This is a genomic window from Microbacterium sp. KKR3/1 (genome assembly GCF_021272365.1).
Taxonomy (GTDB): domain Bacteria; phylum Actinomycetota; class Actinomycetes; order Actinomycetales; family Microbacteriaceae; genus Microbacterium; species Microbacterium aurugineum.
In genome coordinates, this window is record NZ_JAJSDW010000002.1 from 21139 (window position 1) to 47478 (window position 26340).

A 26340-nucleotide genomic window follows, 5' to 3' on the forward strand; every position below is an offset into this window, starting at 1 on the left:
AAACTTGAGTCAACACCACTCAACTTTGATCCCGCCTTCCGACCCGGCAGGCGGGAGACGACCAGAAGGAGCATCTCCAGGAGGAGCGCATGACCACCCCGCAGACCGGTAGCCAGAATCAAGAACAGCAGTCCGCCCTCGAGCAGTTCGGCATCAACCTCACCGACCGCGCCCGCCAGGGCAAGCTCGACCCCGTGATCGGACGCGACAGCGAGATCCGTCGAGTCAGCCAGGTCCTCACCCGCCGTACGAAGAACAACCCCGTGCTGATCGGGGAGCCCGGCGTCGGCAAGACCGCCGTCGTGGAAGGACTCGCCCAGCGCATCGTCGCGGGTGACGTCGCCGAATCCCTCAAGGACAAGGAGCTGGTCACCCTTGACATCTCCGCCCTCGTGGCCGGTGCCATGTACCGCGGGCAGTTCGAGGAGCGGCTGAAGCAGGTGCTCAAGGAGATCACCGAGTCCGACGGGCAGGTCATCACCTTCATCGACGAGCTGCACGTGCTCATGGGTGCCGGCGGGGGAGAAGGATCCGTCGCCGCCTCCAACATGCTCAAGCCGATGCTGGCCCGTGGTGAGCTGCGGCTGATCGGCGCCACCACGCTCAACGAGTACCGCGAGTTCATCGAGAAGGACGCCGCGCTCGAACGACGCTTCCAGCAGGTCTACGTCGGCGAGCCCACGGTCGAGGACACGATCGCGATCCTCCGTGGTCTCAAGGGGCGGTACGAAGCGCACCACGGGGTCACGATCTCCGACAGCGCCCTCGTGGCGGCCGCTGCGCTCTCGAACCGGTACCTCCCGGCCCGACAGCTGCCCGACAAGGCGATCGACCTGATCGACGAGTCGATGTCCCGGCTCAAGATGGAGATCGACTCCTCGCCTGTCGAGATCGACCAGCTCAAGCGGCAGGTCGATCGGATGAAGCTCGAGGAGCTCGCGCTCAAGCGGGAGAAGGATGCTGCTTCCAAGGAGCGCCTCGGCGTGCTCCGCGAGCACCTGGTCGAGATGGAGAAGGAGCTCGCCGGCCTCGAGTCCCGATGGGCGCGCGAGCGGCAGGGCCTGAACCGGGTCGGTGAGTTGAAGAAGCAACTCGACGATGCGATCACCCAGCGCGATCTCGCGATGCGCAACGCGGACTACACGAAGGCCTCGAAGCTCGAGTACGAGACCATCAAGCGCCTGGAGCGCGACATCGCCGAGGCGGAGCAGGCCGAAGCCGCGACACCCGCCGAGCCGCGCATGGTCAACGAGCAGGTCACCGAAGAGGACATCGCCGCCGTGATCGCCGCGTGGACCGGAATCCCGGTCGGCCGACTGCTGCAGGGCGAGAGCGAGAAGCTGCTGAACCTGGAGAACGAGCTCGGCAAGCGGCTGATCGGACAGAAGGATGCCGTCAAGGCCGTGTCCGACGCCGTTCGTCGTTCGCGTGCCGGGATCAGCGACCCCGGTCGCCCGACCGGCTCGTTCCTGTTCCTCGGCCCGACCGGTGTCGGGAAGACCGAGCTGGCCAAGGCGCTCGCGGAGTTCCTGTTCGACGACGAGCACGCCATGGTGCGCATCGACATGTCGGAGTACGGCGAGAAGCACTCGGTGTCCCGTCTCGTCGGCGCCCCTCCGGGGTACGTCGGCTACGAGCAGGGTGGTCAGCTGACCGAAGCCGTGCGTCGTCGGCCGTACAGCGTGATCCTGCTCGATGAGGTCGAGAAGGCCCACCCCGAGGTGTTCGACGTGCTGTTGCAGGTGCTCGACGACGGTCGCCTGACCGACGGCCAGGGTCGTACGGTCGACTTCTCGAATGTGATCCTGATCCTCACATCGAACCTGGGATCGCCGATCCTGATCGACCCGGTGCTCGGGCCGGACGAGAAGCGTGACCAGGTCATGGCGCTCGTGCGGCAGGCGTTCCGTCCGGAATTCCTGAACCGACTGGATGACATCGTGATGTTCTCGGCGCTGAGCGAAGACGACCTCGCGCAGATCGTGGAGCTCTCCGTCGACCAGCTGCACGACCGGCTGCGCGACCGTCGCCTCACGCTCGCGGTCACCCCCGATGCGCGGGCCTGGCTCGCTGAGCGCGGCTATGACCCGATGTTCGGAGCCCGACCGCTGCGCCGCCTCATCCAGAGCGAGGTGCAGAACAAGCTGGCGACGGCGTTGCTCTCGGGCGGCGTGCACGACGGCGACACGGTCCGCGTCGACGTGGCCGCAGATGGCTCGGGCCTCGTGCTCACCGCGACGACACCGGACCCGGAGCCGGAGCCGGAAGACGACGAGGTGATCGAGGCCGAGCTGCTCGACGACTGAGCGGTATCAGGACTGCGTGGTATCAGGACTGAGTGGTATCAGGACTGAGTGGTATCAGGACTGATTTGCGTGGGCCGTGGTGTTCGCGCGCCGCACTGTCTGAAGGAGAACTCACGCTACGAAGGAGGAGATGCGTCAAAGCCTCCTTCAAAGCGTGAGTTCTCCTTCGCGGCGTGTGCGCGCGTGGGGGATGAGGGAAGTGTGTATGTGGGTGGCACCGACCGTGCGGCACCGACCGCTCAGCGGCCGAGCATCCAGAGCGCCCGGCGTCGCAGCGCGCCCGCACGACGTCGCAGGCGCACGGGCGCGGGTTGATCGCGTGCGGCGGCGAACAGCTTCGTGTCGTACACGGCCCGCAGCTCCCGCGACCAGCGTCGGGTGACGGCGTCATCGGAGAACTCCGAGGCGCGGGCCACCGCGCGACGACGCATCGCCTCGACTGCCGCGGGTGGCATGGCCTGCAGGTCGACGATGCGTCGCGCGAGGGCCTGGACGTCGCCGTCCGGGACGAGGAAGCCGTCGACCCCGTCGCTGATCATGTCGGCGGGCCCGTAGCGGATGTCGTAGGCGAGCGGAATGCAAGCGGCGGCCATGCTCTCCACGAGCACGAGCGGCAGCCCTTCGGAGGTCGACGTGAGCAGGCTGAATCCCGCGGAACGGAACGCCGAGCGTGCGTCGGGGTCGTATCCGCGCAGGTGCACATGACCGTCGGCGTGCAGGTGCTGGATGCGCGCTTCCAGGGCTGCTTCGCGGGGGCCCTCTCCGATGATGTCGGCATCGATCGTCGAATCGGCGGCGTGCGCCACCGCGACGGCCTCCACCGCGTGTTCGAGTCGCTTGCGGCGGGTGAGCGAGGCGACGACCACGCCGTGCGACGCGTCGCGGGTCACGGCAGCGCGCGGGGGCAGGGCTACGGCGTTCGGGATCGTGCGGATCCGGGCTGTGACGTCGAGCGCGGAGAGATCCTCGACGAGATCGGTGCGCTGTCTCGACGTGAGGACGACGATCTCGTCGAACTCCCCGGCGCGACGCAGCACGGATTCGCGTGTCGCCCGGAGCGTCCCCGGCCGCCCGCCCACGCGATGAGACGCATGGACGATGTGCACCGTGACGACGTTGTCCCGCCGATAGCCTGCGACCGAGCGCGCGGCCGTCTTCGAGTCGACCAGCAGGAAGCTGGGCGCCTTGCCGGTCAGGCGGTCGAACCACCAGCGGTACAGGCCCCACGTCGTGCGCCAGTCCCGTAGCGGTGCGCCGTCCGTCGAATAGAGCACGACCTTCCGGTCGTCGCCGGGGCGCTCGGTGGCGAGCAGCGAGCCGTCGCGGCGGAACCGATCCACCAGCATCCGGCCGGCATCGTCGCGGCGTGCGCGGCTCAGGACGGTGCCGTCGTGGGACGCGACCACGTCGCCCGCCTGCGGCACCAGCAGTTCCGCAGCGGTCGGCGTGATCCCGCGTGGCCGGGGCGACTCCCGACGCAGCTCGTCCCAGAGGTTGCGGATGCGCAGCCCGTCGATGAGTTCACCTGCGGCGTGGAGACGATCCGCGAACTCGGGATAGTCGGGTCGGTCGTCCAGCGTCAGGATGTCCACGTCGACTCCGCCGAGGCGGCGGAACGCCCGCGAGCGCCGAAGCATCGCGCTCGTCATCCCCCCGTGCTGATCGGCGATCCCCCAGGTGAGCGCGAAGTGCCGAGCGGGAGGAAGCTGTGGGCGAGGGCGGAGCACCCGAGCAACCATAGGTTCGACGCTTCTGCGCAGCCTGGGGGATGTCTGTGGCAGCACCCCCAGAGCGGGTGCCCCACCGGGTGTCAGGCGCTGAGGATGACCGACTCGGCGATGGGGCGACGGACGCGCGGCGCGACCTCGCGCTCCTGCAGCACCTCGGGGAGCGCGCTCACGTCACCGAACTCGCCGACCGCGAAGACCGTGACCGGGACGAAGCGCGGTTCGAGGTCGGCGAACTCGCGGACGACCTCAGGGTCGAAGCCGCTCATCTGGTGCACGAGCAGGCCGTCGTGGTGTGCCTGCACCGAGAAGTGCGCGACTGCCTGGCCGAGGTCGTAGAGGGCGTGGGTGAGGGGCGTGCCGTCGGCGGTCGCCGTCTCGGCCACGGCGACGACCAGCACGGCGGCGTTGCCCGCCCAGGCCTGGTTGAAGCCCATCAGCGCGTCGACCACCTGCGCGTGAAGGGCGGTGCCGCGGCGGGCGACGATGAAGCGCCAGGGCTGCGTGTTATTGGCGGACGGGCTCCAACGGGCCGCTTCGAGCGCGGTGGCGAGCTTGGCCTCGTCGATCGTGTTCTGCGCGTCGAAAGCGCGGGGGCTCCAGCGGCCGGCGAGGACGTCGAGGACGGGGTGCTCGGTCGGTGCGGTGCGGTCGATGACGGGAGTGCTCACAGAAGTGCCTTTCGGACGGAGTGGATCGGACTCCATCGTCCGGGTACACGGGACTGAACAGATGCATGTGCATGCATATTCCCGGACTCGTGTGCGCCTCCCTCAGGTGCTCACCGGGCAACCCAGTCGGTCAGCGACAGCGCGCATCGCGGCGGCCGCCTTCGGCACGTTCATCAGCGCGTTGCCGCCCACGATGTGCAGTCCGTAAGCATCCTCCAGGGCCACCATGGTCATCGCGAGCTGCTCGTCGTCGAGTGCCGGAGCGAAGACTCCGCTCTCGCGTCCGGCCGCGATCACGCCACGGTAGGTCGTGAGCTGGCGGAGATAGAGCTTCTGTACGAGTTCATCGTGAAGCGCGGAGTTGCCGGCGAGCACGTCGAACTCGTAGAGCAAGCTCATCAGTGCGTCGTCCGCGCCGTCGGGGAGGCCGGCGTCGATGGCGGCGGCGAGCTGTTCTCGAGGGTCGGCGAGAGCGGCGATCGCTGCATCCCGCTCGTCGCAGAACCGTTGGATTCCTGCGGCATGAGCCTCGACGAGAAGGGCGTCGAGGTCTTCGTAGTAGTACAGGATCGCCCCGCGAGTGAGGCCGGCGGCAGCCGCGACATCGGTGAGCGAGAGCGAGCGCAGACCGTGCTCCTTGCCTGCCGCGTACGTCGCGTCGATGAGTGCCGCGCGTCGCTCTTCCTGCCGTCGTGGTCGCGCCATTCCTTGACACTACCCGAGCTGCATGGCACACTCGAGGAATTCTTTGACGTTGGAGTCAAAGAATGCTTCGCCTCGGATCACGATGAAGAGAGTCCCGACGATGTCCCACCCGATTCCACCCTCGAGAGTCCCGGCGCCCGCGCTCGACACGGCAGCGACGACCACGCACGGTGGTCAGCTCTCGCGCTCGCTCGGAGTCGGGGGCAACGTACTCATCACGCTCTCCGGCATCTCCCCGGCCTCCAGCGTCTTCATCCTGGGCGGCGCGGCTTTCGCCGGATACGGCACGGGCGTGTTCTGGGGGTTCATCCTTGCGGGCGTCATCAGCCTGCTGATCGCCCTGTGCTACGCGGAGCTCGGGTCGCGGCATCCGCTCGCCGGTGGGGACTACACCCTGGTCAGCCGGGTGCTGGGGCCGGCGCCCGGTGCTGCGGTGTTCTTCATCAGCCTCATCACGCTGCCGCTGATCATCGCCATCTTCGCGCTCGGCGTCGCCGACTACCTCGGCGTCGCCATCGCGGGGCTCGACCCCTTGTGGACAGCCGTCGTGGTGATCGTGCTCGCCACGATCACCGCCTGCTTCAACATCCGCACCAACGCCTGGGTCACCGGGCTCTTCCTCTTCATCGAGATGGCGGCGCTCGCCTACCTCTCGATCCTCGGTGTGATCCGCATCGAGCGGCCCATCACCGACCTCTTCGATCCGCAAGCACTCGATGCCGCCGGCGGCCTCGCTCCGCTGGGCATCGCCGGACTGGTGCTCGCCGTCACGCAAGGCATCTTCGCCTACAACGGCTACGGTGGCGCGATCTACTTCGCGGAGGAAACGAAGGATGCCCGCCGCACCATCGCCAGGGCTCTGCTGTGGAGCGCGCTGATCACCGTGCTCGCCGAGATCATCCCCCTGACGGCGATCCTGCTGGGAGCCGAGTCGCTGGAGGAGCTCTTCGGTGCAGACCTTCCGGTGGAATCGTTCCTCTCCCAGCGCAGCGGCGACACGGTGACGATGATCATCCTCATCGCGATCGCTCTCGCCATCATCAATGCGATCATCGCGATCGCCCTGCAGGCCGGGCGCCTGCTGTTCGCAGCGGCGCGTGACCAGGCGCTCCCGGCTACGCTCGCACGCCCCCTCGCCCGCATCTCCCCGCGGACCAAGATGCCCGTCGTGGCGACGATCACGATGGGTGTCATCGCCCTGGTCGGCTGCTTCGTCCCGTTCGACGTGCTCTTGAACGCGACCGGTTCGACCCTCGCCTTCTCTTACGGTTTCATCGCGCTCGCCGCGTTCGTGGTTCGGCGCCAGCGCGACGAAGCCGGAGGCAGCTATCGCATGCCGCTGTGGCCGGTGCCACCCCTCGTGGCGCTGGCCGCGATCGCCACGATCTTCGTGATCGGCCTCCTCGATCCCGCTCAGTGGCTGAGCCTCGGCGTCGCCGCCGGCATCGTCGCGGCGGGATTCCTGTACTACGCGCTGTACCTGCGGGCACACCCGGGCGCCATCCATCTGCTCGAGGCGGACGCATCCGTCGACGAGACCGAGGAGCACAACGCATGACCGTCGACACTCTGATCACCGGTGCGCGCGTGCGCACCTTCGACCCCGTGCAGCCGTGGGCTGAAGTCGTCGGCATCGATGGCGACCGCATCGCCTATGTGGGGCCGGCCTCGGACGCCCCCGCGGCACGCCGCACGATCGATGCGGAGGGGCGGCTGCTCACGCCGGGCATCATCGACAGCCACAACCACCTCCTCCTCGGATTCGATGAGGATGCGGTATCGCTGGAGGGGGCCTCGACGCTGACCGAGGTACGGCGGCGCATCGCCGAGTTCGCCGATCGGAGACCGGATCTCACCTGGATCTGCGCCGAGAACGCCGTGTACTCGATCGTCGATGGCCGCCGCCCGAACGCGGCGGATCTGGAGGGGCTCACCGATCGCCCGGTCTTCGTCACGACCTACGATCAGCACTCGGTGTGGCTCAACAGGCCGGCGCTCGGCATCCTCGGCATCGCCTCCGGCGTCGACATCGCGTGGGGTCGGCCGGAGCGGGAGGAGCGGACGGGGGAGCCGACGGGATGGGTGACCGACTTCTACACGAGCGCCATGACGATCGCCGGACTCGCGGAACTTCAGCGCGACATCCCGATGTACTCGCCGGAGCGCCGCTACCGCAAGCTACTCGCCAGCATGCGCATGGCGACGGCGAGTGGAATCACCACGGCAGTCGAGCCGCAGGTTCCGCTCGCAGAGCTCGGGCTCTTCCAGCGTGCCCTGGCTGCAGGAGAGCTGTCGTCGCGCGTCATCACGGCACTGTTCCACCCGGTCGGGGCCGACGGCGACTTTCGTCGACAGCTGCGGGACGCGGTGCGCGGTGCCGAGGCGGATGCCGACGCCGAGGGACTGCTGCGCCTCGGTCCGCTCAAGCTGTACGCCGACGATGTGATCGAACCGCACACAGCCCTCATGCTCGACGACTACGCCAATCGGCCCGGTGTGCGCGGCCGACCGAGCTATCCCGGTCGTGAACTCGTGGAGGTGATCAGCGAGCTCGATCGGCTGGGGTTCCAGACCCACACGCATGCGACAGGGGATGCAGGCATCCGTCTGGCGCTCGACGCGATCGAGCAAGCCGCCCAGCGCAACGGCACGAAGGACCGTCGACACGGCGTCGTGCACGTCGAGTGCCTGCATCCGGATGATCTGCCCCGGTTCCGTGAACTCGGCGTGACAGCGGCGATGCAGCCCCGGCACTGCTCCCCGGACCTCGTCGCCGGCACGTGGATGGAGAACATCGGCGAGGATCGCTGGGACCGGGCGTGGCGGTTCCGGAGCCTTCTGGACAGCGGTGCCACCGTCGCCTTCTCGAGCGACTGGCAGGTGGGGGAGATGGATCCGCTCGTCGGGCTGTACTCGGCCGCCACGCGGGCGGGTCTGGACGGTGGGGAGGCGTGGACCACGGCCGAACGGGTCGGTATCGACCGGTCGCTGGAGGCATACACCGTGCACGGTGCGCGGGCTTGGCACGCTGAGAGCGACCGGGGGCGGGTGCGGCGCGGAATGCTCGCGGATCTGGTGGTGTGGTCGGACGACCTCTACCGGCATGAGAACGACCCCGCAGGCCTGCTCGATCAGCATGCTGAGCTCACGGTGGTCGGTGGGCGGATCGCTCACTCCGCGGGAGCGCTCGCGCCGTCGACCGCCCCCCGGTCGGCGGATCCGGTGGCGGCGGGAACGGGCGAAAAGCACGTGCACCGGCACTGATCCTCTTCGGGATCACGCTTCTGGCGCCTCAGTCCGGGAGGTTGTGGGTGGCTGCGTCGGCCAGCGCGCTGCGGACCGCACGGATCGACGGGGCATCCGCCGACACGCGTCGCGCGGAGGAGAAGATCTCGCGCCGTGGGTCGTGGGGGAGCGGGGTGAGGTCGACGGTCGGGGTGTCTCCCGCCCACACCAGATCCGGGAGCAACCCGACGGCGAGCCCTGCGTGGATCAGTCGCACATGCGCCGTGAGGTCGGCGATCTCGTAGCGCACGTCGGGCTCGAAGCCGGCGGTGCGGCACAGCTGTTCCGCCCAGGCTCGCGAGGCGGTGCCGGCGGGTTCGAGCACCCACGGCTCTCCGCGGGTCGACCACAGTGCGGCGAAGGCATCGGCGGGGGTCGGGGCTCCGGGGCGCCGGGCGAGCGCGATCGCATCATGCGCGAGCTCCACCCTGTCGAGATCCGCGTGGATCGGGCGGGTGCGTCCGGGGTACTGCTCGGCCAGGATCAGGTCGAAGTCCCGGCTGGACACCCCGACGAGGCCGGTCTCCGGGTCGCACTCGGTGACCTCGACGCGCAACGCCGGATGCCGGTCCTTCAGAGCGCGGAGGGCGCGGGGGAGGAGGGAGTGCGCCGTCGACTGGAATACCGCCACGCGTACGGTGCCCGTCACCTCGGTGAGCGATTCGGCGACGGCGACCTCGGCGTGTTCGAGCTGGTCGAGGATGCCGATGGCCTCGGCGACGAGCACGTTCCCCTGCGGGGTGAATTGCACCCCGCGCCCCACTCGACGCAGCAGGGGCACCCCCACATCGCGCTCCAGGGCGCTCAACTGCTGCGACACCGAGGCCTTGCTGTAGGAGAGGGCGTCGGCGACGGCCGACAGCGTTCCGCGCCGAGACAGCTCGACCAGCATCCGCAGCCGATTGACGTCCAGCACGCGCGTTCCATCCGTTCAGTCAGAGTGAACAGAATCCACTCGAATCGGTTGATAGACGGAGCCTACTGACTGGCAGGACAATGATCCAGCCGCACACGAAACCCCGGTGTGCGATCACTTGGAAGGTCCCACCGATGCCTGTCGCCGCCGACACCACCACTCCCCGCACCGAAGAGGTCGCCGCCCTCGTGCAGCGCTGGCTCGCCGAGAGCGAGACTCACCCCGTCGAGCCTGCCGCCCAGCGCCTCTCCGAGGTCCTGAAAGACCCGAACGGGCTGGCGTTCACGGTCGGCTTCGTCGACGGCGTGATGCGTCCCGAAGATCTGCGCGTCGCCGGGCGCACGCTCGCCGAGCTGAGCGACATCACCCCGGGTCTGCTGCCCGGCTACCTGCGCGCCGCGATCAAGACGGGCGGCTTCTGGGCGCCCAAGCTGCCCGGTGTCGTCGTGCCGATCTCCCGCCGTGTGCTGCGCGCCATGGTCGGGCACCTGGTGCTCGACGCGACCCCCGCCAAGCTGGGCCCCGCGATCGCGAAGCTCCGCAAGAGCGGAAACCGCCTCAACCTGAACCTCCTCGGCGAAGCCGTGCTGGGCGAGCGTGAAGCAGGGCACCGTCTGCGCGGCACCCGTGACTTCCTCGCCCGCGACGACGTCGACTACGTCTCGATCAAGGTCTCGAGCGTCGTCAGCCAGCTCTCGATGTGGTCGTTCGACGAGGCCGTCGCAGACGTCGTCGAGAAGCTCACCCCGCTCTACGAACTGGCGGCTGCGGCCGAGGCCGAGGGCAAGGCGAAGTTCATCAACCTCGACATGGAGGAGTACCGCGACCTCGACCTGACGATCGCGGCCTTCACGAGCATCCTCGACCAGCCGGGGCTCGAGAACCTCGAAGCCGGCATCGTGCTGCAGGCATATCTGCCGGATGCACTCGGTGCCATGCAGCACCTGCAGGAGTGGGCCGCCGCCCGCCGCGCCAAGGGCGGAGCGCCGATCAAGGTGCGCGTGGTCAAGGGCGCGAACCTCGCGATGGAAGAGGTCGACGCGGCGATCCACGGCTGGCCGCTCGCCACCTACGACACCAAGCAGGACTCCGACACCAACTACAAGCGGGTGCTCGACTGGGCCATGACGCCGGAGCGCCTGGACGCCGTGCGCATCGGCATCGCGGGTCACAACCTGTTCGACATCGCCTACACGTGGCTGCTCGCCCAGGCACGAGGAGTGGCGGATCCGACGGGTGCGGACCCGCTGGTCGAGTACGAGATGCTGCTCGGCATGGCGACCGGGCAGGCCGAGGCCGTCCGCAAGGACGTCGGTCGCCTCCTGCTCTACACGCCGGTCGTGAACCCGGCCGAGTTCGATGTGGCGATCGCCTACCTGGTGCGTCGTCTCGAGGAGAACGCCAGCTCCGAGAACTTCATGTCGGCGGTGTTCGAACTGGCCTCGAACCCGACCCTGCTGACCCGGGAGCGGGAGCGCTTCGAGCGCTCGCTGGCTGCGCTCGCGATGGATGAGCCCGGGTTCGTCCCCGGTCCGCACCGTGTGCAGGACCGCACCGCAGAGGCAGACGCCGCAACGACCGACGGCTTCCGGAACCAGGCCGACACCGATCCCGCGATCGCCGCCAACCGCGCATGGGGACGGGCGATTCTCGGTCGATCGGTCGGATCGACTCTGGGGCTGGACACGATCGCGATCGCCAAGGTCGAGACGGAAGCCGAATTGGACGGCATCTTCACCGCGGCGACCGCCGCGGCCGAGAAGTGGGCCGCCCTCCCCGCGGCCGAGCGCGCCGCCGTGCTGCACCGCGCCGGAGACGAACTCGCGGCTCGTCGCGGGCAGCTCCTGGAGATCATGGCCCACGAGGCGGGCAAGACCATCGCCGAAGGTGACCCGGAGGTGAGCGAGGCGATCGACTTCGCGCACTACTACGCCGAGCGCGCGAAGGACCTCGAGACCGTCTCGGGTGCGGAGTTCGTGCCTTCGAAGGTCACCGTGGTCACGCCGCCGTGGAACTTCCCGGTCGCGATCCCCGCCGGCGGTGTGCTCGCGGCGCTGGCCTCGGGCTCGGCCGCCATCATCAAGCCCGCGAAGCTGACGCAGCGCTGCGGTGCCGTGATGGTCGAGGCGCTGTGGGCCGCCGGTGTGCCGCGCGATCTGCTCGCCCTCGTCGACCTGGCCTCCCGCGACCTCGGCACCCGCCTGGTCGCCGGGCCCGCGGTGGACCGGGTGATCCTCACGGGGGCATACGAGACGGCGCAGCTGTTCCGCTCCTTCCGCCCCGACCTGCCGCTCCTCGCCGAGACGAGCGGGAAGAACGCGATCATCGTCACGCCGTCCGCCGACCTCGACCTGGCCGCCGCCGACGTCGCTCGCAGCGCGTTCGGACACGCGGGGCAGAAGTGCTCCGCGGCATCCCTCGCGATCCTCGTCGGATCGGTCGCCGACTCGAAGCGGTTCGAGCGTCAGCTCGTCGATGCCGTCACGTCGATGCGCGTGGGTCTGCCCGATGACCCTGCCACCCAGATGGGTCCGATCATCGAGCCCGCCGACGGCAAGCTGCTCAGGGCGCTCACGACGCTGGAGAAGGGTGAGCGCTGGCTCGTCGAGCCGCGAAAGCTCGACGCCGAGGGCACGCAGTGGACGCCGGGTGTGAAGACCGGTGTGCGCGAGGGATCGTACTTCCACCTGACCGAGTTCTTCGGCCCGGTGCTGGGCATCATGCACGCCAAGGACCTCGACGAGGCGCTGCGCCTGCAGAACGCGGTCGACTACGGCCTCACGGCCGGCATCCACTCGCTCGACTCCGGTGAGGTCACCACGTGGCTCGACCGCGTCGAGGCGGGCAACCTCTACGTGAACCGCGGCATCACCGGTGCGATCGTGCAGCGTCAGCCGTTCGGCGGGTGGAAGCGCTCGGCCGTGGGGGCAGGGGCGAAGGCCGGGGGACCCAACTATCTCCACGGCCTCGGCGAGTGGGTTCCGGCGGAGCTTCCCGCTGTCTCCCCCGGTGCCGCCGTCGCTCCGGCCGTCGCCGCCCTGCTCGACGCCGTGGGGGCGGATGTCGATGCGACCGCGTTGGACTGGCTGCGGCGCGCCGCCGCATCCGATGAGCGCGCCTGGATCGACGAGTTCGGCGCCGTGTCGGACAAGTCCGGCCTCGGGGTCGAGCGCAACCTCTTCCGCTACCGCCCGGTCGCGGTCGACGTGCGCATCTCCGAGGACGCGGTGCTCGCCGACGGGGTCCGTGTGCTCGCCGCCGCCCTCCGCAGTGGCAGCCCGTTCACGGTGTCGGCTCCGTCGCTGCCCGCCCGTATCGAGAAGATGCTGCGTGCGCAGGGCGTGACCGTGAAGCGCGAGTCGGATGCCGCGTGGACCAAGCGCTACGCCAAGGCGGCGAACACGTGGCAGCGGGTCCGTCTGGTCGGTGGCGACGCCTCGGCGCTGTTCGAGGCGCTCGAGGGCAGCCCGGACGTGGCGGTGTGGTCGCATGCCGTGACCGGTGCCGGCCGCGTCGAGATGCTTCCGTTCCTGCACGAGCAGGCCGTGTCGATCACGAACCACCGCTTCGGCAACCCCACCACCCTCGGCGACGACGTGATCTGATCGCTCGAGACCCCCGTTGAGCACCGAAACCCCCTGCTGCCGACGTCGGCAGCAGGGGGTTTCGGCACTCAGACGGGGTGTCGGCGGTGGGTGCGCGTCAGCCGCGCAGGGCCTCCGAGAGCTTGACCCGTGAGCCCATGCGCAGGAGCGAGTTCTCGTAGATCTTCGCGCCGATGACGATCGCCGCCACACAGCTGGCGAGCAGGATCACCAGGCTCAGCAGCGGCTCCCACCACTGCGCCTCACCGACGAACAGGCGCACCGGCATACCGACCGGAGCGGAGAACGGCACGTACGACATGATCGTCAGCACCAGCGGGTTGTCGTTGAAGACGATGACCAGGATGTACGGGGCCATGATCAGCATCGTGATCGGTGTGGTCGTGGAGCCGATGTCCTCCTGTCGCGAGACCATCGACGCTGCAGCCGCGAACATCGCCGCCAGCAGGATGAACCCGAACAGGAAGAAGACCGCGAACCAGATGATCGGCGACCCGAGCGTGGTGAGCACCTCGCGCTGACCCGTGACGATCAGACCGATCGTCGCCACCGCCGCCAGGGCGAGGATCTGCCCCATCGCCAGCACCGTGTTGCCGATCACCTTCCCGGCGAGCAGCGTCCGCGCCGGGATCGCGGAGAGCAGCACCTCGACCACGCGCGTCTGCTTCTCCTCCACGACGCTCTGTGCGATCGTGCCGCCGAACGTCGCCGCGGCCATCATGAACACGAGTCCGAAGGCGATCGCGATGAAGTAGCGCAGGAGAGGGTTGGTCGTCGCCGGCTCCAGGATGACGACCTCGGGTGAGATCGACAGCGCCGAGACGAGCGAGCCCGGGGCGTCCTGCAGCGCGATGATCGTGTAGCCGGAGGGGCCGTCGCCCGGGAGCACCGCGGCATCGACCTCGTCATCGCGGACGAGCTTCTCGGCGGCGGCCTGGTCGGACACCTCGGTGACTTCGACGTTCGGGAGGGCGGACACGGCGGCCGCGGTCTCGGCGGTCGCGGCGACCGGCATCGCGTCGGTGTTCTTGCTCGCGAAGCCACCGAGGATGATGCCGGCGAGGGCGAGCACCAGCAGGATGCCGGTGGAGATCAGGAAGGCCTTGCTGCGAAGCTTCGATCCGATCTCGCGTTCGGCGACGAGCCAGATGCCGTTGGGGCTGCGGACGGGGGTCGGAGCGCTCATCGGATGACCTCCTTGAAGATCTGGGCGAGGGACGGATGCTTGGGGGCGAAGCTCGCGACGTCACCGCGCTGCACCGCGGACTGGAGCACACGCTGAGCGGTCTCGGGACCGTCCGCGTCGAACAGCGCGTACCCGCCCTCGAAGTCGACGACCGTCACGCCGGGTTCGGTGCGCAACCAGCCGGCGTCACCTGCCGAGACCAACTCATAGCGGTCACGGGCGTGCTCGGCGCGAAGTGCGTCGCGGGAACCGGCCGCACGGATCGTGCCACCGGCGAGGATGACGAGGTCGTCGCACAGGCGTTCGACCACGTCGAGCTGGTGGGACGAGAAGAGGATGGACGCACCCTTCGCCGCGCTGGATTGCAGGACGCCCGCGACCACGTCGACCGCGAGGGGGTCGAGGCCGGAGAACGGCTCGTCGAGGATCAGCACCTCGGGGTCATGCACGAGGGAGGCGGCGATCTGCGCACGCTGCTGGTTGCCCAGCGACAGGGACTCGATCGTGTCGTTCAGCCGTTCGCCGAGGCCCAGCTCGGTGAGCAGAGTCGTCGCTCGCTCGGTGGCATCCTGCTTGCCGAAGCCGTGCAGCCGCGCGAGGTACACGATCTGCTCGAGCACCTTCATCTTGGGGTAGAGACCGCGTTCCTCGGGCATGTAGCCGAAGCGCCGGCGATCCTCCGCGGTGACCGGCGCCCCGTCCAGGGTGACGTCGCCACCGTCCGAAGAGAGCAGGCCGAGGACGATGCGCATGGTGGTGGTCTTGCCGGCGCCGTTGCCGCCGACGAAGCCCGTCAGTCGCCCGGGGGCGACCGTGAAGGACACGTCATCGAGCACGCGCCGAGAGCCGTAGCTCTTGGTGATGCCGGAGAGTTCGAGCATTCCTGTGGTCATGTCTTCACGCTACGGACCGTGGGCATTCCAGGGCATCCCCCCTGCGGCGGAGTCCGTGGGATCACCCGTCCGGGGGAGGAGGGGATCAGGAGCGCCCTGCGTGCAGCACCGTGCGCACCAGGAGCCCGGCGATGAGCGCCCAGAACGCGGCGCTGACGCCGAGCACCGCGATCCCGGAGGCGGCCACCAGGAAGGTCACCACGGCGGGGATGCGCTCTCCGGGATCGTCGATGGCCTGCTGCACCGACGATCCGAAAGCGGCGAAGAGCGCCAGACCGGCCACCGCGGGGATCACCGCCGTGGGCGCGAGCACCACGAGCGCGGCGAACGCGGCGGAGAACACCGCCAGCACGAGGTACGACGCCCCGGTCGAGAGGCCGGCGACCCAGCGACGTTTCGGGTCGGGATCGGCATCCGGTGAGGCGGCGAGGGCGGCGCTGATCGCGGCGAGGTTGATCGCGTGCCCACCGGCGGTGGCGCCGAGCGCGGTGCCGACACCCGTCACGAGCATCGCCGGACGCCACGGCACTTCGTATCCGAAGCTGCGCATGATCGCGATCCCCGGGACGTTCTGCGAGGCCATCGTCACGATGAACAGGGGGAGGGCGAGACCGACCAGCGCGCCGACCGTGAACGTCGGGGCGGTGAACTCGAGGCGCGGCAGGAGCAGCGCGGCGTCGAACGTGCTGCCCGCGCCGATCAGTGACACCGCGACCACCACGGTCGCCGCCACGAAGGCGAGCGGTACCGCCCAGCGCGGCGCGAGGCGGGCGAACACCAGCCAGGTGAGCACGACCGGCACCACGCCCCAGGGGTTCGCGACGATGCCCGTGATCGGCGCCAGGCACAGCGGCAGCAGGACACCGGCGAGCATGGCCTGCGCGATCGATGGAGGGATGCGCGCGATCAGGGCGCCGAGCGCGGGCCAGAGAGCCGTGAGCAGGATCAGGGCGGCGGTGACCAGGAACGCGCCGACCGCCGCCGACCAGCCGCCCTCGACGGTGCCGGTCGCGACGAGGAGTGCCGCACCCGGTGTGGACCACGCGACCGTGATCGGCATCCGATACCGCCACGCGAGCACCACACACGCGAGTCCCATCGTGAGGCTGACCGCGAGGAGTCCGCTCGCCGCCTGCGCCGCGTCCGCTCCCACGGCGTCGAGCCCGGTCAGCACGACGGCGAAGGAGCTGGTGAATCCGACGAGTGCCGTCACGACCCCCGCCAGGATCGGACGGGACAGGGGTGCGGCTTCGGGCATGGCTCCGAGGCTAGCGCGCGCGGTGGGCCGCGGTGCTCACGCCAGACCCATGCGATGCGCGAGGACCACCGCCTGCACCCGGTCGCGCGCGCCGAGCTTCTGCAGGATGCGGGAGACATGCGTCTTCACCGTGGCTTCACCGATGAACAGCGCCCTGGCGATCTCGGAGTTGCTGCGGGCGTCGGCGAGCAGCGTCAGCACTTCGGCCTCGCGCTCGGTGAGGGGCTCGGCGAGGGTGAGCTTCGGGATCGCGGCGCTCTCGATCGAGGGGGCCGCGATCGGCTGTGCGGGGGCGGCGGCGAACCGTGCCAGGACGCGGCGTGTGACCTCGGGGGCGAGCATCCCGTCGCCGGCGGCGAGCGCGCGGACGGCGGCGATCAGGTCTTCGGCACCGGCGTTCTTGAGCAGGAAGCCACTGGCTCCCGCATCCAGTGCCTGGTACAGGTAGTCGTCGCGATCGAACGTGGTGACGATCGCGATGGCCGCGGTGATCTCCGGGTCGGCGACGATTCGTCGGGTCGCCTCGATACCGTCCATGTCGGGCATCTGCACGTCCATCGTGATGACGTCGGGGTGCAGCGCGGATGCCTGAGCGACGGCCTCCGCGCCCGACGATGCTTCGCCCACCACGGTGATGTCGGGCTGGGTGTCGAGGATGGTGCGGAAGCCTGCGCGCAGCAGCGCATGGTCATCGACCAGCAGCACACGGATCGGGCCGTTCATCGGCGCGCTCCCGCCCTCTCCGGGGTCGGAAGCGGCACGCGGGCCCGCACGCGCACCCCGCCGAGCGGCCGGGAGGTCACCTCGAGAGTACCGCCGGACGCCGCGGCGCGTTCTCGCATTCCCAGCTGACCGAGCCCCGGACGCACGTGGGTGACCGCGCGCCCCGTGTTCACGATCTCGACCTCGACGCCGTCGTCGTCGTAGCGCACACGGACATCGGCGGTGGCACCGGAGCCCGCATGGCGACGGGCGTTCGTCAGCGACTCCTGTGCGATCCGGTACAGGTTCACGGCAACGAGGGAGGGAACCGGGACGGGGTCGCCGATCACGGCATAGTCGGTCGGCAGCCCCGCCTCGGTCGATGCTTCGGCGAGCTCGGCGATGTCGTCGAGGGTGAGCGTGGAGGCGGTGTCGGTGGCCTCGCCGCCGGGCGTACGCAGAGTCTCCAGTAGTTGGCGCAGCTCGTGGATCGCGTCGCGCGCCGACCCCTCGATGCCGGAGAGGATGCGTGCGGCCTCGGTGGTGTCGCGATCGAGCACCAGACGCGCCGCCCCCGCCTGCACGCCCATCACCGAGACGTGGTGGGCGACGACGTCGTGCAGCTCGCGGGCGATCCGCACCCGGTCGAGGGCGACGGCCTGTGCCGCCGTGACCTCGCGCTCGCGTTCCAGCTCGACCGTGCGATCTTCGAGCACCGACCGCTGCTCCGCGGCCGCCCACGAGCGCTCGCCGAAGTAGTACGCACCGCCGAAGTAGAGCACGTTCAGCAGGAGCTGGATGAGCATGAACGCGACGTAGGGTGACATGGCCCCGGCGATGACATCGGCGTCGTCCGCCTCCGTGATCGCATCGCGGTACATCGTGATCAACAGCCACACGAACATGCCGACGATGATCGCCACCCGCACGATGAGTGCACGCCGGCGGTCGTTCATCCAGGCGCCGACCGTGTACAGGGCGATGAACATCGCCATGTTCCCGACATAGATCTCGGGAACCCGCACGGTGACGGCGGCGAAGTAGGCGACGGAGACGACCACCGCGACGGTGCCGGGCCAACGACGACGAAACGCGAGAGGAATGGCGACGACGACCGCGTACACGAGCGCGGTCCACAGGTCGGCCTGCTCGTCGCCGTACACCTGCGCGATCGACGACAGGGCTGCGCTGAGGATCGCGCCGACGAAGAGTGCGAGCGCCAGGAAGAGGTCGTTGCGCCGTTCGCGTTCGGTCGGCGTGCGGGTGAACGGTTCGGCGGCCATCCCTCCACCGTAGGGCGGGGCGTCCGCCGCGGCATCCCCCGCAGGGCGGATCGGTGGGTAGGAACGATTGCTTGCTAACGATCACTTGCTATTGACAAGCACAGTTGTTTTTTACAAGCTTGTCGACAGGGGCTCACGATCGATGGGTCAACACCGATATCCACACCGACAAGGGAGTCGACATGACCAAGGTCTTCGTGAATCTGCCCACCCGTGACCTCGAACGCGCCAAGGCCTTCTATGTGGCGCTGGGCTGTGAGATCAGCCCTCCGTTCACCGACGAGAACGCCGCGTGCGTCGTGTGGAGCGAGGACATCTATTTCATGATCCTCCGGCGTGAGTACTTCGAGACGTTCACCGACAAGCCCATCGCCGACCCGAACGACGTTCTGCAGGTGTCGGTCGCGTTCAGCCAGGATTCGCGCGAGGAGGTCGACGCGATCCTCGCCAAGGGCTTGGCCGCCGGTGGATCCGAGCCGAAGCCCGCGCAGGACTACGGCTTCATGTATTCGCGCGACCTCGATGACCCGGACGGCAACTCCCTCGGCTTCCTCTACATGACCCCCGAAGCCGTCGAGAACGGGCCGGACCACGTGGCCGATACCGCCGCGTCGGCCTGACATGGCGGCGCGCAGCTACGGCCAATACTGCGGTGTGACGACGGCGGTCGAGCTGATCGGGGAGCGGTGGGCATTGCTCATCGTCCGTGATCTGCTCGTCGGACCCCGTCGCTACACCGACCTCAAGCAGGGCCTGCCGCGCATTCCGACCAACATCCTGTCCACCCGGCTGAAGGACCTCCAGGAGGGCGGGGTCGTACGGCGGGTGCCGCTGCTCAACTGCGGGCTGGTGTACGAACTCACCCCGTACGGGCGCTCGTTCGAGCCGATCATGCTCGCCCTCGGACGATGGGGGTTCCAGGCGATGGGGGATCCCGCAGAGGGTGAGGTCGTCACGCCCGACTCGCTCACGATGGCCCTGCGCACGGCGTTCCAGGCGGAATCCGCCGTGGATGCCGAGTACGAGCTGCATGTCGGCGACGTCGCCCTCCGCGCGTCCGTGCACGACGGCGAGCTCCGGGTCGCGCAGATCGCACCTCCGGCGCCGCCGGTCGGCGGACGTCTTCCCGACGGTGCGCCGGACGCGGTGATCGTCGCCGGACCCGGCATCCGTCGCCTCATCGGCGGCGATGTCACTCCGGCAGAGGCCCTCGCGCAGGACATCGTCGCGGTCGTCCGGGGCGACGAATCGCTGCTGGACTCGTTCGCCGACACCTTCCGCATCGCACGACTGACCTAGGGAGCACGACATGAACAGCCCGTATCCCGATGAACAACAGGCATCCGGCCGCATCCTGATCGATCTCTTCACCTCCCTCGACGGCGTCGCTCAGGGGCCGGGCGGCACCGATGAGGACACCTCCGGCGGTTTTCGGTTCAGCGGCTGGCAGGCCGGATACCCCTCGTCCGGTGTCGGGCCCGAGATCGAGAAGGGAATTCGCGGGCTCGACGCGCTGCTGCTCGGCCGGCGCACGTACGACATCTTCGCCGCATACTGGCCGCATCACACCTCGGGCGAGTCGGGCGACATCGGCAGGCTCTTCAACCGCGTGCCCAAGTACGTCGCGACCCGGGATGCGAATCTCACGCTCGACTGGGAGGGCAGCACGCGCGTCGGCGCCGACCTCGCCGCGGAGGTCGCCGCGATGAGGGCGGCCCACCGCGAAGTGCACGTGATCGGCAGCATCGACTTCGTCCACACGCTGCTCACCCAGGGGCTCTTCGACGAGCTGAACCTCTGGGTGTATCCGCTGCTGCTCGGCGCGGGCAAGAAGGTGTTCGACGACGATGCGCTTCCCTCGGTGCTGCGGTTGTCGGAGCCGCCGATCGCCGACGAGGCCGGAGTGATGCTGCTCCGCTACGCGCGGACCGATCGGGTGCCGCAGGTCGGGACGTTCGAGTGAGTCTCAGCCGAGAAGCCGCTCGATCACACGCGCCACACCGTCCTGATCGTTGGAGGAGGTCGTTTCGTCGGCCGCATCCTGCACGAGGGTTTCGGCGTCGGCCATCGCGACGCCGCGCCCTGCCCAGCGGAGCATCTCGACGTCGTTGAGCGCGTCGCCGAAGGCCACCACATGGGTGCGGTCGATACCGAGGTGCTCGCAGAGTCGGGCCAAGCCGGTGGCCTTGGTGACGCCCTCGGCCATGACCTCCACGAACGGAGCGCCCGAGAGCGTCGCCTCGAAGCCGGTCAGCCCGAGGGAACGTACCGTGTCGAACAGCGCGTCGGGCGCGAGCTCGGGGTGGCGGATCACGAACTTCAGGCTGGGGGCGGCGAGCACCTGCTCCAACGGCACACCGCCCATCGTGGCGGGGTCGCGCTTGTGGTCGGTGAGTGCAGCGATCGCGGCGTAACCGTCTTCGGCCACGAACGTCTCGCCGGCCTCGCGCACGCTCGCGAACAACAGGCCAGGGATGCTCGCGCGCAGGGCCTCGGCGAGGGCACGGATCGTCTCGGGCGGAAGCTCTTCCGCGAAAAGCATCCGTCCGTCGTCGAGGCGCACGGCGTAGGCGCCGTTGCTGCACAGGGCCCATCCGTCGAAACCCGCATCCGCGGCGATGGCTCGCAGCCCGATCGGCTGGCGGGCCGTCACGGGGACCACGTGGATGCCGCGCTCCCGTGCCGCGTCGAGCGCCGCGCGGGTGCGCGTGCTGACCGACGACGTCGAGTCCAGGAGGGTGCCGTCGAGGTCGGTGGCGATCAGCCGCACGCTCATCGGATCGGCATTCAGGAGAAGATCATCGGCAGGTCGTCGTCGTCCTCAGCGCCACCGGTGCCCAACCGGCGCCCATCGAGGTCGACCACCACCGGTACGTGGTCGCTGGGCTGTTCGCCCTTGCGCTCGTCACGGTGGATGGAGGCTCCGGTGACCGCTTCGGCCAGCGTGCGCGAGCCAAGGACGAAGTCGATGCGGACGCCCTCGTTGCGGGGGAACTTCAGCCGCTGGTAGTCCCAGTAGGTGAAGCCCTCGGGGATCAGCGGGCGCACCACATCGGTGACCCCGGCATCCTGGAACGCGAAGAACGCGTCGCGCTCCTGCGGGGAGACGTGGGTGGAGCGGCCGATCACGATGTCGGGGTCGCCGTTGTCGTGATCGAACGGGATGATGTTGAAGTCGCCGACCAGGGCGAGCGGGAGGTCGGGGTTCGCCGAGAGCTCGGCCGCCGTCGACTTCTTGAGCTGCTCCAGCCAGTGCAGCTTGTACAGGTAATGGGGGTCTTCCAGGGAGCGGCCGTTGGGTACGTAGAGGCTCCACACCCTGACTCCGTCGACCATGACGCCGAGCGCGCGCGCCTCGAGAGGAGCATCCGGACCCTCATGGCCCTTGGCGAAGCCCGGCATTCCGTCGAAGGCAGTGCGCACATCGGTGATCGGCAGGCGGCTCGCGATCGCGACCCCGTTCCACTGGTTCAGCCCGTGCACCTCGACGTGGTACCCGGCCTCCTCGAACGGCGCGTAGGGAAACTGCTCCGGCTTGCACTTGATCTCCTGCATCGCCAGCACGTCGATGTCTTCGCGGACGGCGAATTCGACGGTGCGGGTGACGCGGGTGCGGATGGAGTTGACGTTCCAGGTGGCCAAGCGCATGCCTCAAGCCTAGGGTGTGCCTCCTACACTGGATGCCGTGACCGCACTCGACGCAGACCGCCAGACACTCCTCGACCTCATCAAAGATGAGGCGGTGTTCCACGGCGACTTCACCCTCTCCAGCGGCAAGCAGGCGACGTACTACGTCGACATGCGCAAGCTCACCCTGGACCACCGTGCCGCTCCCGCGATCGGCCGCATCATGCTCGACCTGATCGGCGACCTCGACGTCGTGGCGGTCGGTGGGCTGACACTCGGCGCCGACCCCATCGCGAACGCGGTGCTGCACGCGTCGGTCGCCACCGACACCCCGCTCGACGCCTTCGTCGTGCGCAAGGAGCCCAAGGACCACGGTCGCGGTCGTCAGATCGAGGGCGCAGACGTCAAGGGCAAGCGCGTCGTGGTGCTCGAAGACACCTCGACCACGGGCCAGTCCGCGCTCAAGGCCGTCGAGGCCCTGCGCAAAGAAGGCGCCGAGATCGTCGCGGTCGCCGTGATCGTCGACCGGAAGACCGGCGCACAGTCCGCGATCGAAGCCGAGGGTCTGGAATGGCGCGCGGCCTTCGACCTCGACGACCTCGGGCTCGACCCCCAGTGACGCGCTACGCGCTCGCCGTCGATGTGGGCGGCACGAAGATGGAGGCCGCACTCGTCGCGGAGGACGGCCGGCTGCTCCCCGGGAGTCGCAGTCGCCAGCCGACCGGTCGGGACGCCACGTTCGAGTCTCTGGACGCGGCCGTCGTCGCGATCGTCGAGCACGCGCTCGCTGCGCTTCCGGCCGACGCGGAGCTCGTCGGTGCGGGTATCGGCAGTGCCGGTCCCGTCGACCGCTCCCTCGGCGCGATCATGCCGGTGAACATGCCGCTCGCGCGCGGCTTCGTCCTGGAAGAGGCGGTCCGCGCCGCGGCGTCCACCGTCCTCGGGGGCGACGTGCGCACCGTGCTCGGCCACGACGGCGGTGCCCTCGCGCTCGCGGAATCGTGGCTCGGCGCCACGCAGGGCGCCGGCGCCTCGCTGTCGATCGTGGTCTCGACCGGTGTCGGCGGCGGCTTCGTCGCGAACGGCGCCTACATTCCCGGAGCCACCGGCAATGCTGGTCACCTCGGTCAGGTGCGTCGTGAAGGCGGCCTGACGCTCGAGGAGATCGCCTCGGGTCCCGCGAGCGCAGCGTGGGCCCAGGAACAGGGGTGGACCGGCGCCACCGGCGAAGACCTCGCGCGGGACGCGGCGGCCGGCGATCCCCTCGCGCGGGCGGCGATCGAGCGTTCGGCCCGCGAAGTGGGGGAGGCGCTGGCGGATGCCGCGACCCTCGTCGACCTCGACGTGGTCGCCATCGGCGGCGGATTCTCGCGCGTGTCGGCGGACTACATCGACCTCGTGCAGCAGGCACTCACCGCGAGCGCGGCCCACGAGTACTCGCGCCGTACCCGCGTCGTGCGCTCGGGGCTCGGCGACGAAGGGCCGCTCATCGGCGCCGCTGCTCTCGTGCTCCGGTAGGCCCCCGCACGCCCGGCTCACCGGCGCGCAGTGAGCAGGTGTCGGGGTGGTCCTTCGAGCCGGGCGACGGCGACTTTCAGGTCGGTGACATCGGCCGCGACCGCATCGATCCGGGCGGTCAGAGTTCCGGACACGGCATCGATGCGATCGGTCAGAGTTCCGGAGACGGCGTCGATGCGGGCGGTCAGAGTTTCGGAGACGGCGTCGATGCGGGTGCTGAGCTTTTCGTCGACGGCATCGATACGGGTGCTGAGCTTCTCGTCGACGGCGTCGATGCGGGTGCTGAGTTTCTCGTCGACGGCATCGATGCGGTCATCGATGCGGCGGACCATCCAGGCGCCAGCAGCGAAGAGGCTCGCGGTGATCGTCAGCACGACGCCGATCGCGCTGATGATGATCGCCAGGACCTCGGTGGACAACGCGTGCTCTCCTCGCTGCGGATGGGTGTGTCGTCGACGTTACGCCGGACTCGCGGGTGGGTGCTCCGGTATTCCGGCATCCGTGAAGGGATCGACGATATCGGCGGGTGTGCAGGAGGTGTCAGCGTACGGAAGCCCGACGAGGGGAACGTGCGGCGACCAGCATCAGCACCGGGATGAGCGCGCACAGCCCGGCGGACACGAGGAACGTCGTACTCGATGCCGGATCCCGTCCGATCAGGAGGATCACCGTCGGCACGAACGTCCCCCCGACGGCCCCGCAGGCGACGAGCGCGCCGGTCACCGCAGCGCTGCGCGCGGGATCGAGATGATCGAGGGCGAGTCCCAGGATGAGGCCGTAGCTGGGTGCGAGAAGGACGACCACGGCGGCCAGCGCACCGAGCGCCACTCCCGGCGCGGACTCCACCAGTATCCCCGCGGTCGCCATCAGGACCGCCGCGGCACCCGTCGCGGACACGAGGATCACGATCGGTGAGATGAAGAGGCGGCGCAGTCCCGCTGCGCTGAACCGCCCGACGGCCATGAGCGTCCAGAACGCCGAGGTCCCCAGCGCGGCGAGGCCCGGATCGACCGCGAGGATCCGCTCCGGGATCACCGCCGACCACCCGGAGAGCACGGTCTCGACGCCGACGTACAGGGGGAGTGCGACGGCGAAGGGCAGGAGCGTGAGAAGCCCGCGAACGTCCCGATGCGCGGGAGTCTCGGCGGGGGAGGTCGGGGCCGCCGGTCCCGCGAGCATCGCCAGAGCCAGGAGCGGCACGATCGCCAGGATGCCGAGCAGCGGACGCATCCCGGACCCCACGGCGACGAGCAGGGGCGTGACCGCGGCGCACACCGCGACCGTGCCGAGCAGAGCACTGAGCAGCCCCGTCGCGCTGCCGGCGGCCGCGGACTTCGCCGCCACGGATCCCGAGGCCTCCACCAGACCGAACCCGAATCCGGCGACGGCGGCCGCGGCGATGAACACGGCGGGGGCGTCTGCCACGGATGCGGCGATGATCGCCACGGCTTGGAGTGCACTGCCGAGCATCAGCGTGGTGCGCGGTGGACGGCGCACCAAGAGCGGGCCCGAGGTCAAGACTCCGATCAAGAGCCCGCCGAAGAGAGCGGGGACCGCGGCGCTGAGGTCGGTCGCCATCGCGCGTTCGGTGGAGGGCAGGACCGCGGGGACGAAGGCGGCCGTGACCCCGAGGCCCGCGAAGGCGGTGAACAGCCCCGCTCGCGCTCGCCGCGTGCGGGCGGTCACGCCCCCGTCTTCCGCACGCGGTGGACGGCGGCGAAGGTGTCGCGCAGAGCCTCCATCGAGCGGTCGTAGTTCGACTGTGCGACGCCGATGAAGATGCAGTCGACCACCATCAGCTGGGCGATCCGGCTGCCGAGGGCACCCGACCGGAAGCCGGTCTCGCGCGCGGCGGTCGTCAGTACGATGTCCGCCTGGTCGGCCAGTGGAGCGCCGGCATGGTTCGTGATCGCGATCGTCGTCGCCCCGGTCTGGCGGGCGAGCAGCAGGAACTCGATCGTGTCGGTCGTGGTGCCGGTGTGCGACACCGCGATCGCGACGTTGCCGGGGCCGAGCGTCGCCGCCGAGGTCCAGGCAGCATGCGGGTCCGACCAGTCCAGTGCCGTGCGCCCGATCCGGGTGAGCTTGCGTTGCAGGTCGAGTCCGACGATGGAGCTCGCACCCACACCGAAGATGTCGACCCTGGTCGAGGACGTGATGGCGTCGACGGAAGCGCGCAGTGACTCCGTGTCGAGCACCTTGGCGGTGTCCGCGAGCGAGAGGGTCTCGGCCAGCGACACCTTCGCGACGATGTCGGACAGCGTGTCGTTGCGGTCGATGTCGCCGGAGACGGCAGGGAGCGCGGCCGTGTCGAACGTCTCGCGTTCGACGTCGCGCAGCACGTGGTTGCGCAGCTCGCGCACGTGCTCGTAGCCGAGGCGCTTGCAGAACCTCACCACCGAGGTGGTCGAGGTGTCGCAGCGCTGGGCGAGTTCGGCGATGGAGAGTCCGGCGGTCCCCGCCGGATCGGAGAGGAAGAGGTCGGCGATGCGCTGCTCGCTCGGACGCAGCTCGGGACGGATCGCACGCATGCGGACGAGCACGGGGTGTGCGCCGGCATCGTCGCGGGCGGCTTCGTGGGGCATAGGGTCTCCGATCGCTGTTCATAACAGTAGAGGAACTTCTGTTACATCAGTAGTGTCTGTCGTGTACTTTTAG

Annotated in this window: 23 protein-coding genes; 9 read left to right on the forward strand and 14 right to left on the reverse strand. The window is 69.2% G+C overall.

The genetic code is table 11. The features are described 5' to 3' along the window. The first annotated feature begins 89 nt into the window (after nucleotides 1-89). Nucleotides 90-2306 (forward strand): ATP-dependent Clp protease ATP-binding subunit, encoded by a 2217-nt coding sequence (locus LVJ59_RS11765; protein ID WP_232763195.1) that lies wholly within the window; start codon nucleotides 90-92, stop codon nucleotides 2304-2306. Nucleotides 2307-2545: 239 nt separating this feature from the next. Here LVJ59_RS11765 and LVJ59_RS11770 read toward each other — a convergent pair whose 3' ends face one another. From LVJ59_RS11770 to LVJ59_RS11780, 3 genes are all read right to left on the reverse strand, one after another. Next, the gene (locus tag LVJ59_RS11770; protein WP_232763196.1) at nucleotides 2546-4033 is read right to left on the reverse strand and encodes a glycosyltransferase; all 1488 of its coding nucleotides are present in this window, start codon (nucleotides 4031-4033) and stop codon (nucleotides 2546-2548) included. Nucleotides 4034-4116: 83 nt separating this feature from the next. Continuing rightward, nucleotides 4117-4704, reverse strand: a complete 588-nt coding sequence (locus LVJ59_RS11775; protein ID WP_047521123.1) for a nitroreductase family protein — start codon at nucleotides 4702-4704, stop codon at nucleotides 4117-4119. A 102-nt stretch (nucleotides 4705-4806) separates the two neighbouring features. Further along, on the reverse strand, nucleotides 4807-5409 hold the full coding sequence (locus LVJ59_RS11780; RefSeq protein WP_232763197.1) for a TetR/AcrR family transcriptional regulator: 603 nt from the start codon (nucleotides 5407-5409) through the stop codon (nucleotides 4807-4809). A 100-nt stretch (nucleotides 5410-5509) separates the two neighbouring features. On the opposite strand from LVJ59_RS11780, the gene LVJ59_RS11785 reads away from it, so the two are divergent. Both LVJ59_RS11785 and LVJ59_RS11790 read left to right on the forward strand, forming a co-directional pair. Beyond that, nucleotides 5510-6967 carry an APC family permease gene (locus LVJ59_RS11785; protein WP_232763198.1) on the forward strand — a complete coding sequence of 486 codons (1458 nt, stop codon included), beginning with the start codon at nucleotides 5510-5512 and terminating at the stop codon, nucleotides 6965-6967. After that, entirely contained in the window at nucleotides 6964-8673 is a 1710-nt protein-coding gene (locus LVJ59_RS11790; protein ID WP_232763199.1) for an amidohydrolase, read from the forward strand. The genes LVJ59_RS11785 and LVJ59_RS11790 overlap by 4 nt, the downstream gene beginning before the upstream one ends. Nucleotides 8674-8701: 28 nt before the next feature. On the opposite strand, the gene LVJ59_RS11795 is transcribed toward LVJ59_RS11790, so the two are convergent. After that, nucleotides 8702-9610 carry a LysR substrate-binding domain-containing protein gene (locus LVJ59_RS11795; RefSeq protein WP_232763200.1) on the reverse strand — a complete coding sequence of 303 codons (909 nt, stop codon included), beginning with the start codon at nucleotides 9608-9610 and terminating at the stop codon, nucleotides 8702-8704. A gap of 134 nt (nucleotides 9611-9744) precedes the next feature. On the opposite strand from LVJ59_RS11795, the gene LVJ59_RS11800 reads away from it, so the two are divergent. Next, nucleotides 9745-13215 carry a bifunctional proline dehydrogenase/L-glutamate gamma-semialdehyde dehydrogenase gene (locus LVJ59_RS11800; RefSeq protein WP_232763201.1) on the forward strand — a complete coding sequence of 1157 codons (3471 nt, stop codon included), beginning with the start codon at nucleotides 9745-9747 and terminating at the stop codon, nucleotides 13213-13215. 97 nt (nucleotides 13216-13312) lie between these two features. Here the strand turns inward: LVJ59_RS11800 and LVJ59_RS11805 are convergent, their stop codons facing one another. The 5 genes from LVJ59_RS11805 to LVJ59_RS11825 form a co-directional block, all read right to left on the reverse strand. Continuing rightward, complete coding sequence (locus LVJ59_RS11805; RefSeq protein WP_232763202.1) at nucleotides 13313-14401, reverse strand: ABC transporter permease; 1089 nt, start codon at nucleotides 14399-14401, stop codon at nucleotides 13313-13315. Beyond that, nucleotides 14398-15282: an ABC transporter ATP-binding protein gene (locus LVJ59_RS11810; RefSeq protein ID WP_047521115.1), complete on the reverse strand. Its 885-nt coding sequence runs from the start codon at nucleotides 15280-15282 to the stop codon at nucleotides 14398-14400. The genes LVJ59_RS11805 and LVJ59_RS11810 overlap by 4 nt, the downstream gene beginning before the upstream one ends. 97 nt (nucleotides 15283-15379) lie before the next feature. Beyond that, complete coding sequence (locus LVJ59_RS11815) at nucleotides 15380-16552, reverse strand: benzoate/H(+) symporter BenE family transporter (protein ID WP_232763203.1); 1173 nt, start codon at nucleotides 16550-16552, stop codon at nucleotides 15380-15382. Between the two features lie 36 nt (nucleotides 16553-16588). After that, the gene (locus LVJ59_RS11820; protein WP_232763204.1) at nucleotides 16589-17275 is read right to left on the reverse strand and encodes a response regulator transcription factor; all 687 of its coding nucleotides are present in this window, start codon (nucleotides 17273-17275) and stop codon (nucleotides 16589-16591) included. Continuing rightward, nucleotides 17272-18537 (reverse strand): sensor histidine kinase, encoded by a 1266-nt coding sequence (locus LVJ59_RS11825; protein WP_232763205.1) that lies wholly within the window; start codon nucleotides 18535-18537, stop codon nucleotides 17272-17274. Before LVJ59_RS11825 ends, LVJ59_RS11820 begins: the two co-directional genes overlap by 4 nt. Nucleotides 18538-18719: 182 nt before the next feature. On the opposite strand from LVJ59_RS11825, the gene LVJ59_RS11830 reads away from it, so the two are divergent. From LVJ59_RS11830 to LVJ59_RS11840, 3 genes are read left to right on the forward strand one after another with little or no spacing between them, the layout of a single operon-like run. Next, complete coding sequence (locus tag LVJ59_RS11830; RefSeq protein WP_047521098.1) at nucleotides 18720-19157, forward strand: VOC family protein; 438 nt, start codon at nucleotides 18720-18722, stop codon at nucleotides 19155-19157. Between the two features lies 1 nt (nucleotide 19158). Then, nucleotides 19159-19836, forward strand: coding sequence for a helix-turn-helix domain-containing protein (locus tag LVJ59_RS11835; RefSeq protein ID WP_232763206.1), 678 nt, complete (start codon nucleotides 19159-19161; stop codon nucleotides 19834-19836). A 10-nt stretch (nucleotides 19837-19846) separates the two neighbouring features. Next, nucleotides 19847-20500 (forward strand): dihydrofolate reductase family protein, encoded by a 654-nt coding sequence (locus LVJ59_RS11840; RefSeq protein WP_232763207.1) that lies wholly within the window; start codon nucleotides 19847-19849, stop codon nucleotides 20498-20500. A 3-nt stretch (nucleotides 20501-20503) separates the two neighbouring features. Here the strand turns inward: LVJ59_RS11840 and LVJ59_RS11845 are convergent, their stop codons facing one another. Further along, nucleotides 20504-21313: an HAD family hydrolase gene (locus tag LVJ59_RS11845; protein WP_232763208.1), complete on the reverse strand. Its 810-nt coding sequence runs from the start codon at nucleotides 21311-21313 to the stop codon at nucleotides 20504-20506. Nucleotides 21314-21324: 11 nt separating this feature from the next. Then, nucleotides 21325-22185, reverse strand: a complete 861-nt coding sequence (locus tag LVJ59_RS11850; protein WP_047521093.1) for an exodeoxyribonuclease III — start codon at nucleotides 22183-22185, stop codon at nucleotides 21325-21327. A 37-nt stretch (nucleotides 22186-22222) separates the two neighbouring features. Here LVJ59_RS11850 and pyrE point away from each other — a divergent pair, with 37 nt between their 5' ends. Further along, the gene (gene pyrE, locus LVJ59_RS11855) at nucleotides 22223-22783 is read left to right on the forward strand and encodes an orotate phosphoribosyltransferase (protein ID WP_232763209.1); all 561 of its coding nucleotides are present in this window, start codon (nucleotides 22223-22225) and stop codon (nucleotides 22781-22783) included. Next, nucleotides 22780-23682, forward strand: a complete 903-nt coding sequence (locus LVJ59_RS11860) for an ROK family protein (RefSeq protein WP_232763210.1) — start codon at nucleotides 22780-22782, stop codon at nucleotides 23680-23682. The genes pyrE and LVJ59_RS11860 overlap by 4 nt, the downstream gene beginning before the upstream one ends. Nucleotides 23683-23699: 17 nt before the next feature. Here the strand turns inward: LVJ59_RS11860 and LVJ59_RS11865 are convergent, their stop codons facing one another. From LVJ59_RS11865 to LVJ59_RS11875, 3 genes are all read right to left on the reverse strand, one after another. After that, nucleotides 23700-24101: an apolipoprotein A1/A4/E family protein gene (locus LVJ59_RS11865; protein ID WP_232763211.1), complete on the reverse strand. Its 402-nt coding sequence runs from the start codon at nucleotides 24099-24101 to the stop codon at nucleotides 23700-23702. Nucleotides 24102-24222: 121 nt separating this feature from the next. Beyond that, nucleotides 24223-25368 carry an MFS transporter gene (locus LVJ59_RS11870; protein ID WP_232763212.1) on the reverse strand — a complete coding sequence of 382 codons (1146 nt, stop codon included), beginning with the start codon at nucleotides 25366-25368 and terminating at the stop codon, nucleotides 24223-24225. Continuing rightward, nucleotides 25365-26267: a MurR/RpiR family transcriptional regulator gene (locus tag LVJ59_RS11875; RefSeq protein ID WP_232763213.1), complete on the reverse strand. Its 903-nt coding sequence runs from the start codon at nucleotides 26265-26267 to the stop codon at nucleotides 25365-25367. The genes LVJ59_RS11870 and LVJ59_RS11875 overlap by 4 nt, the downstream gene beginning before the upstream one ends. Nucleotides 26268-26340 lie beyond the last annotated feature (73 nt).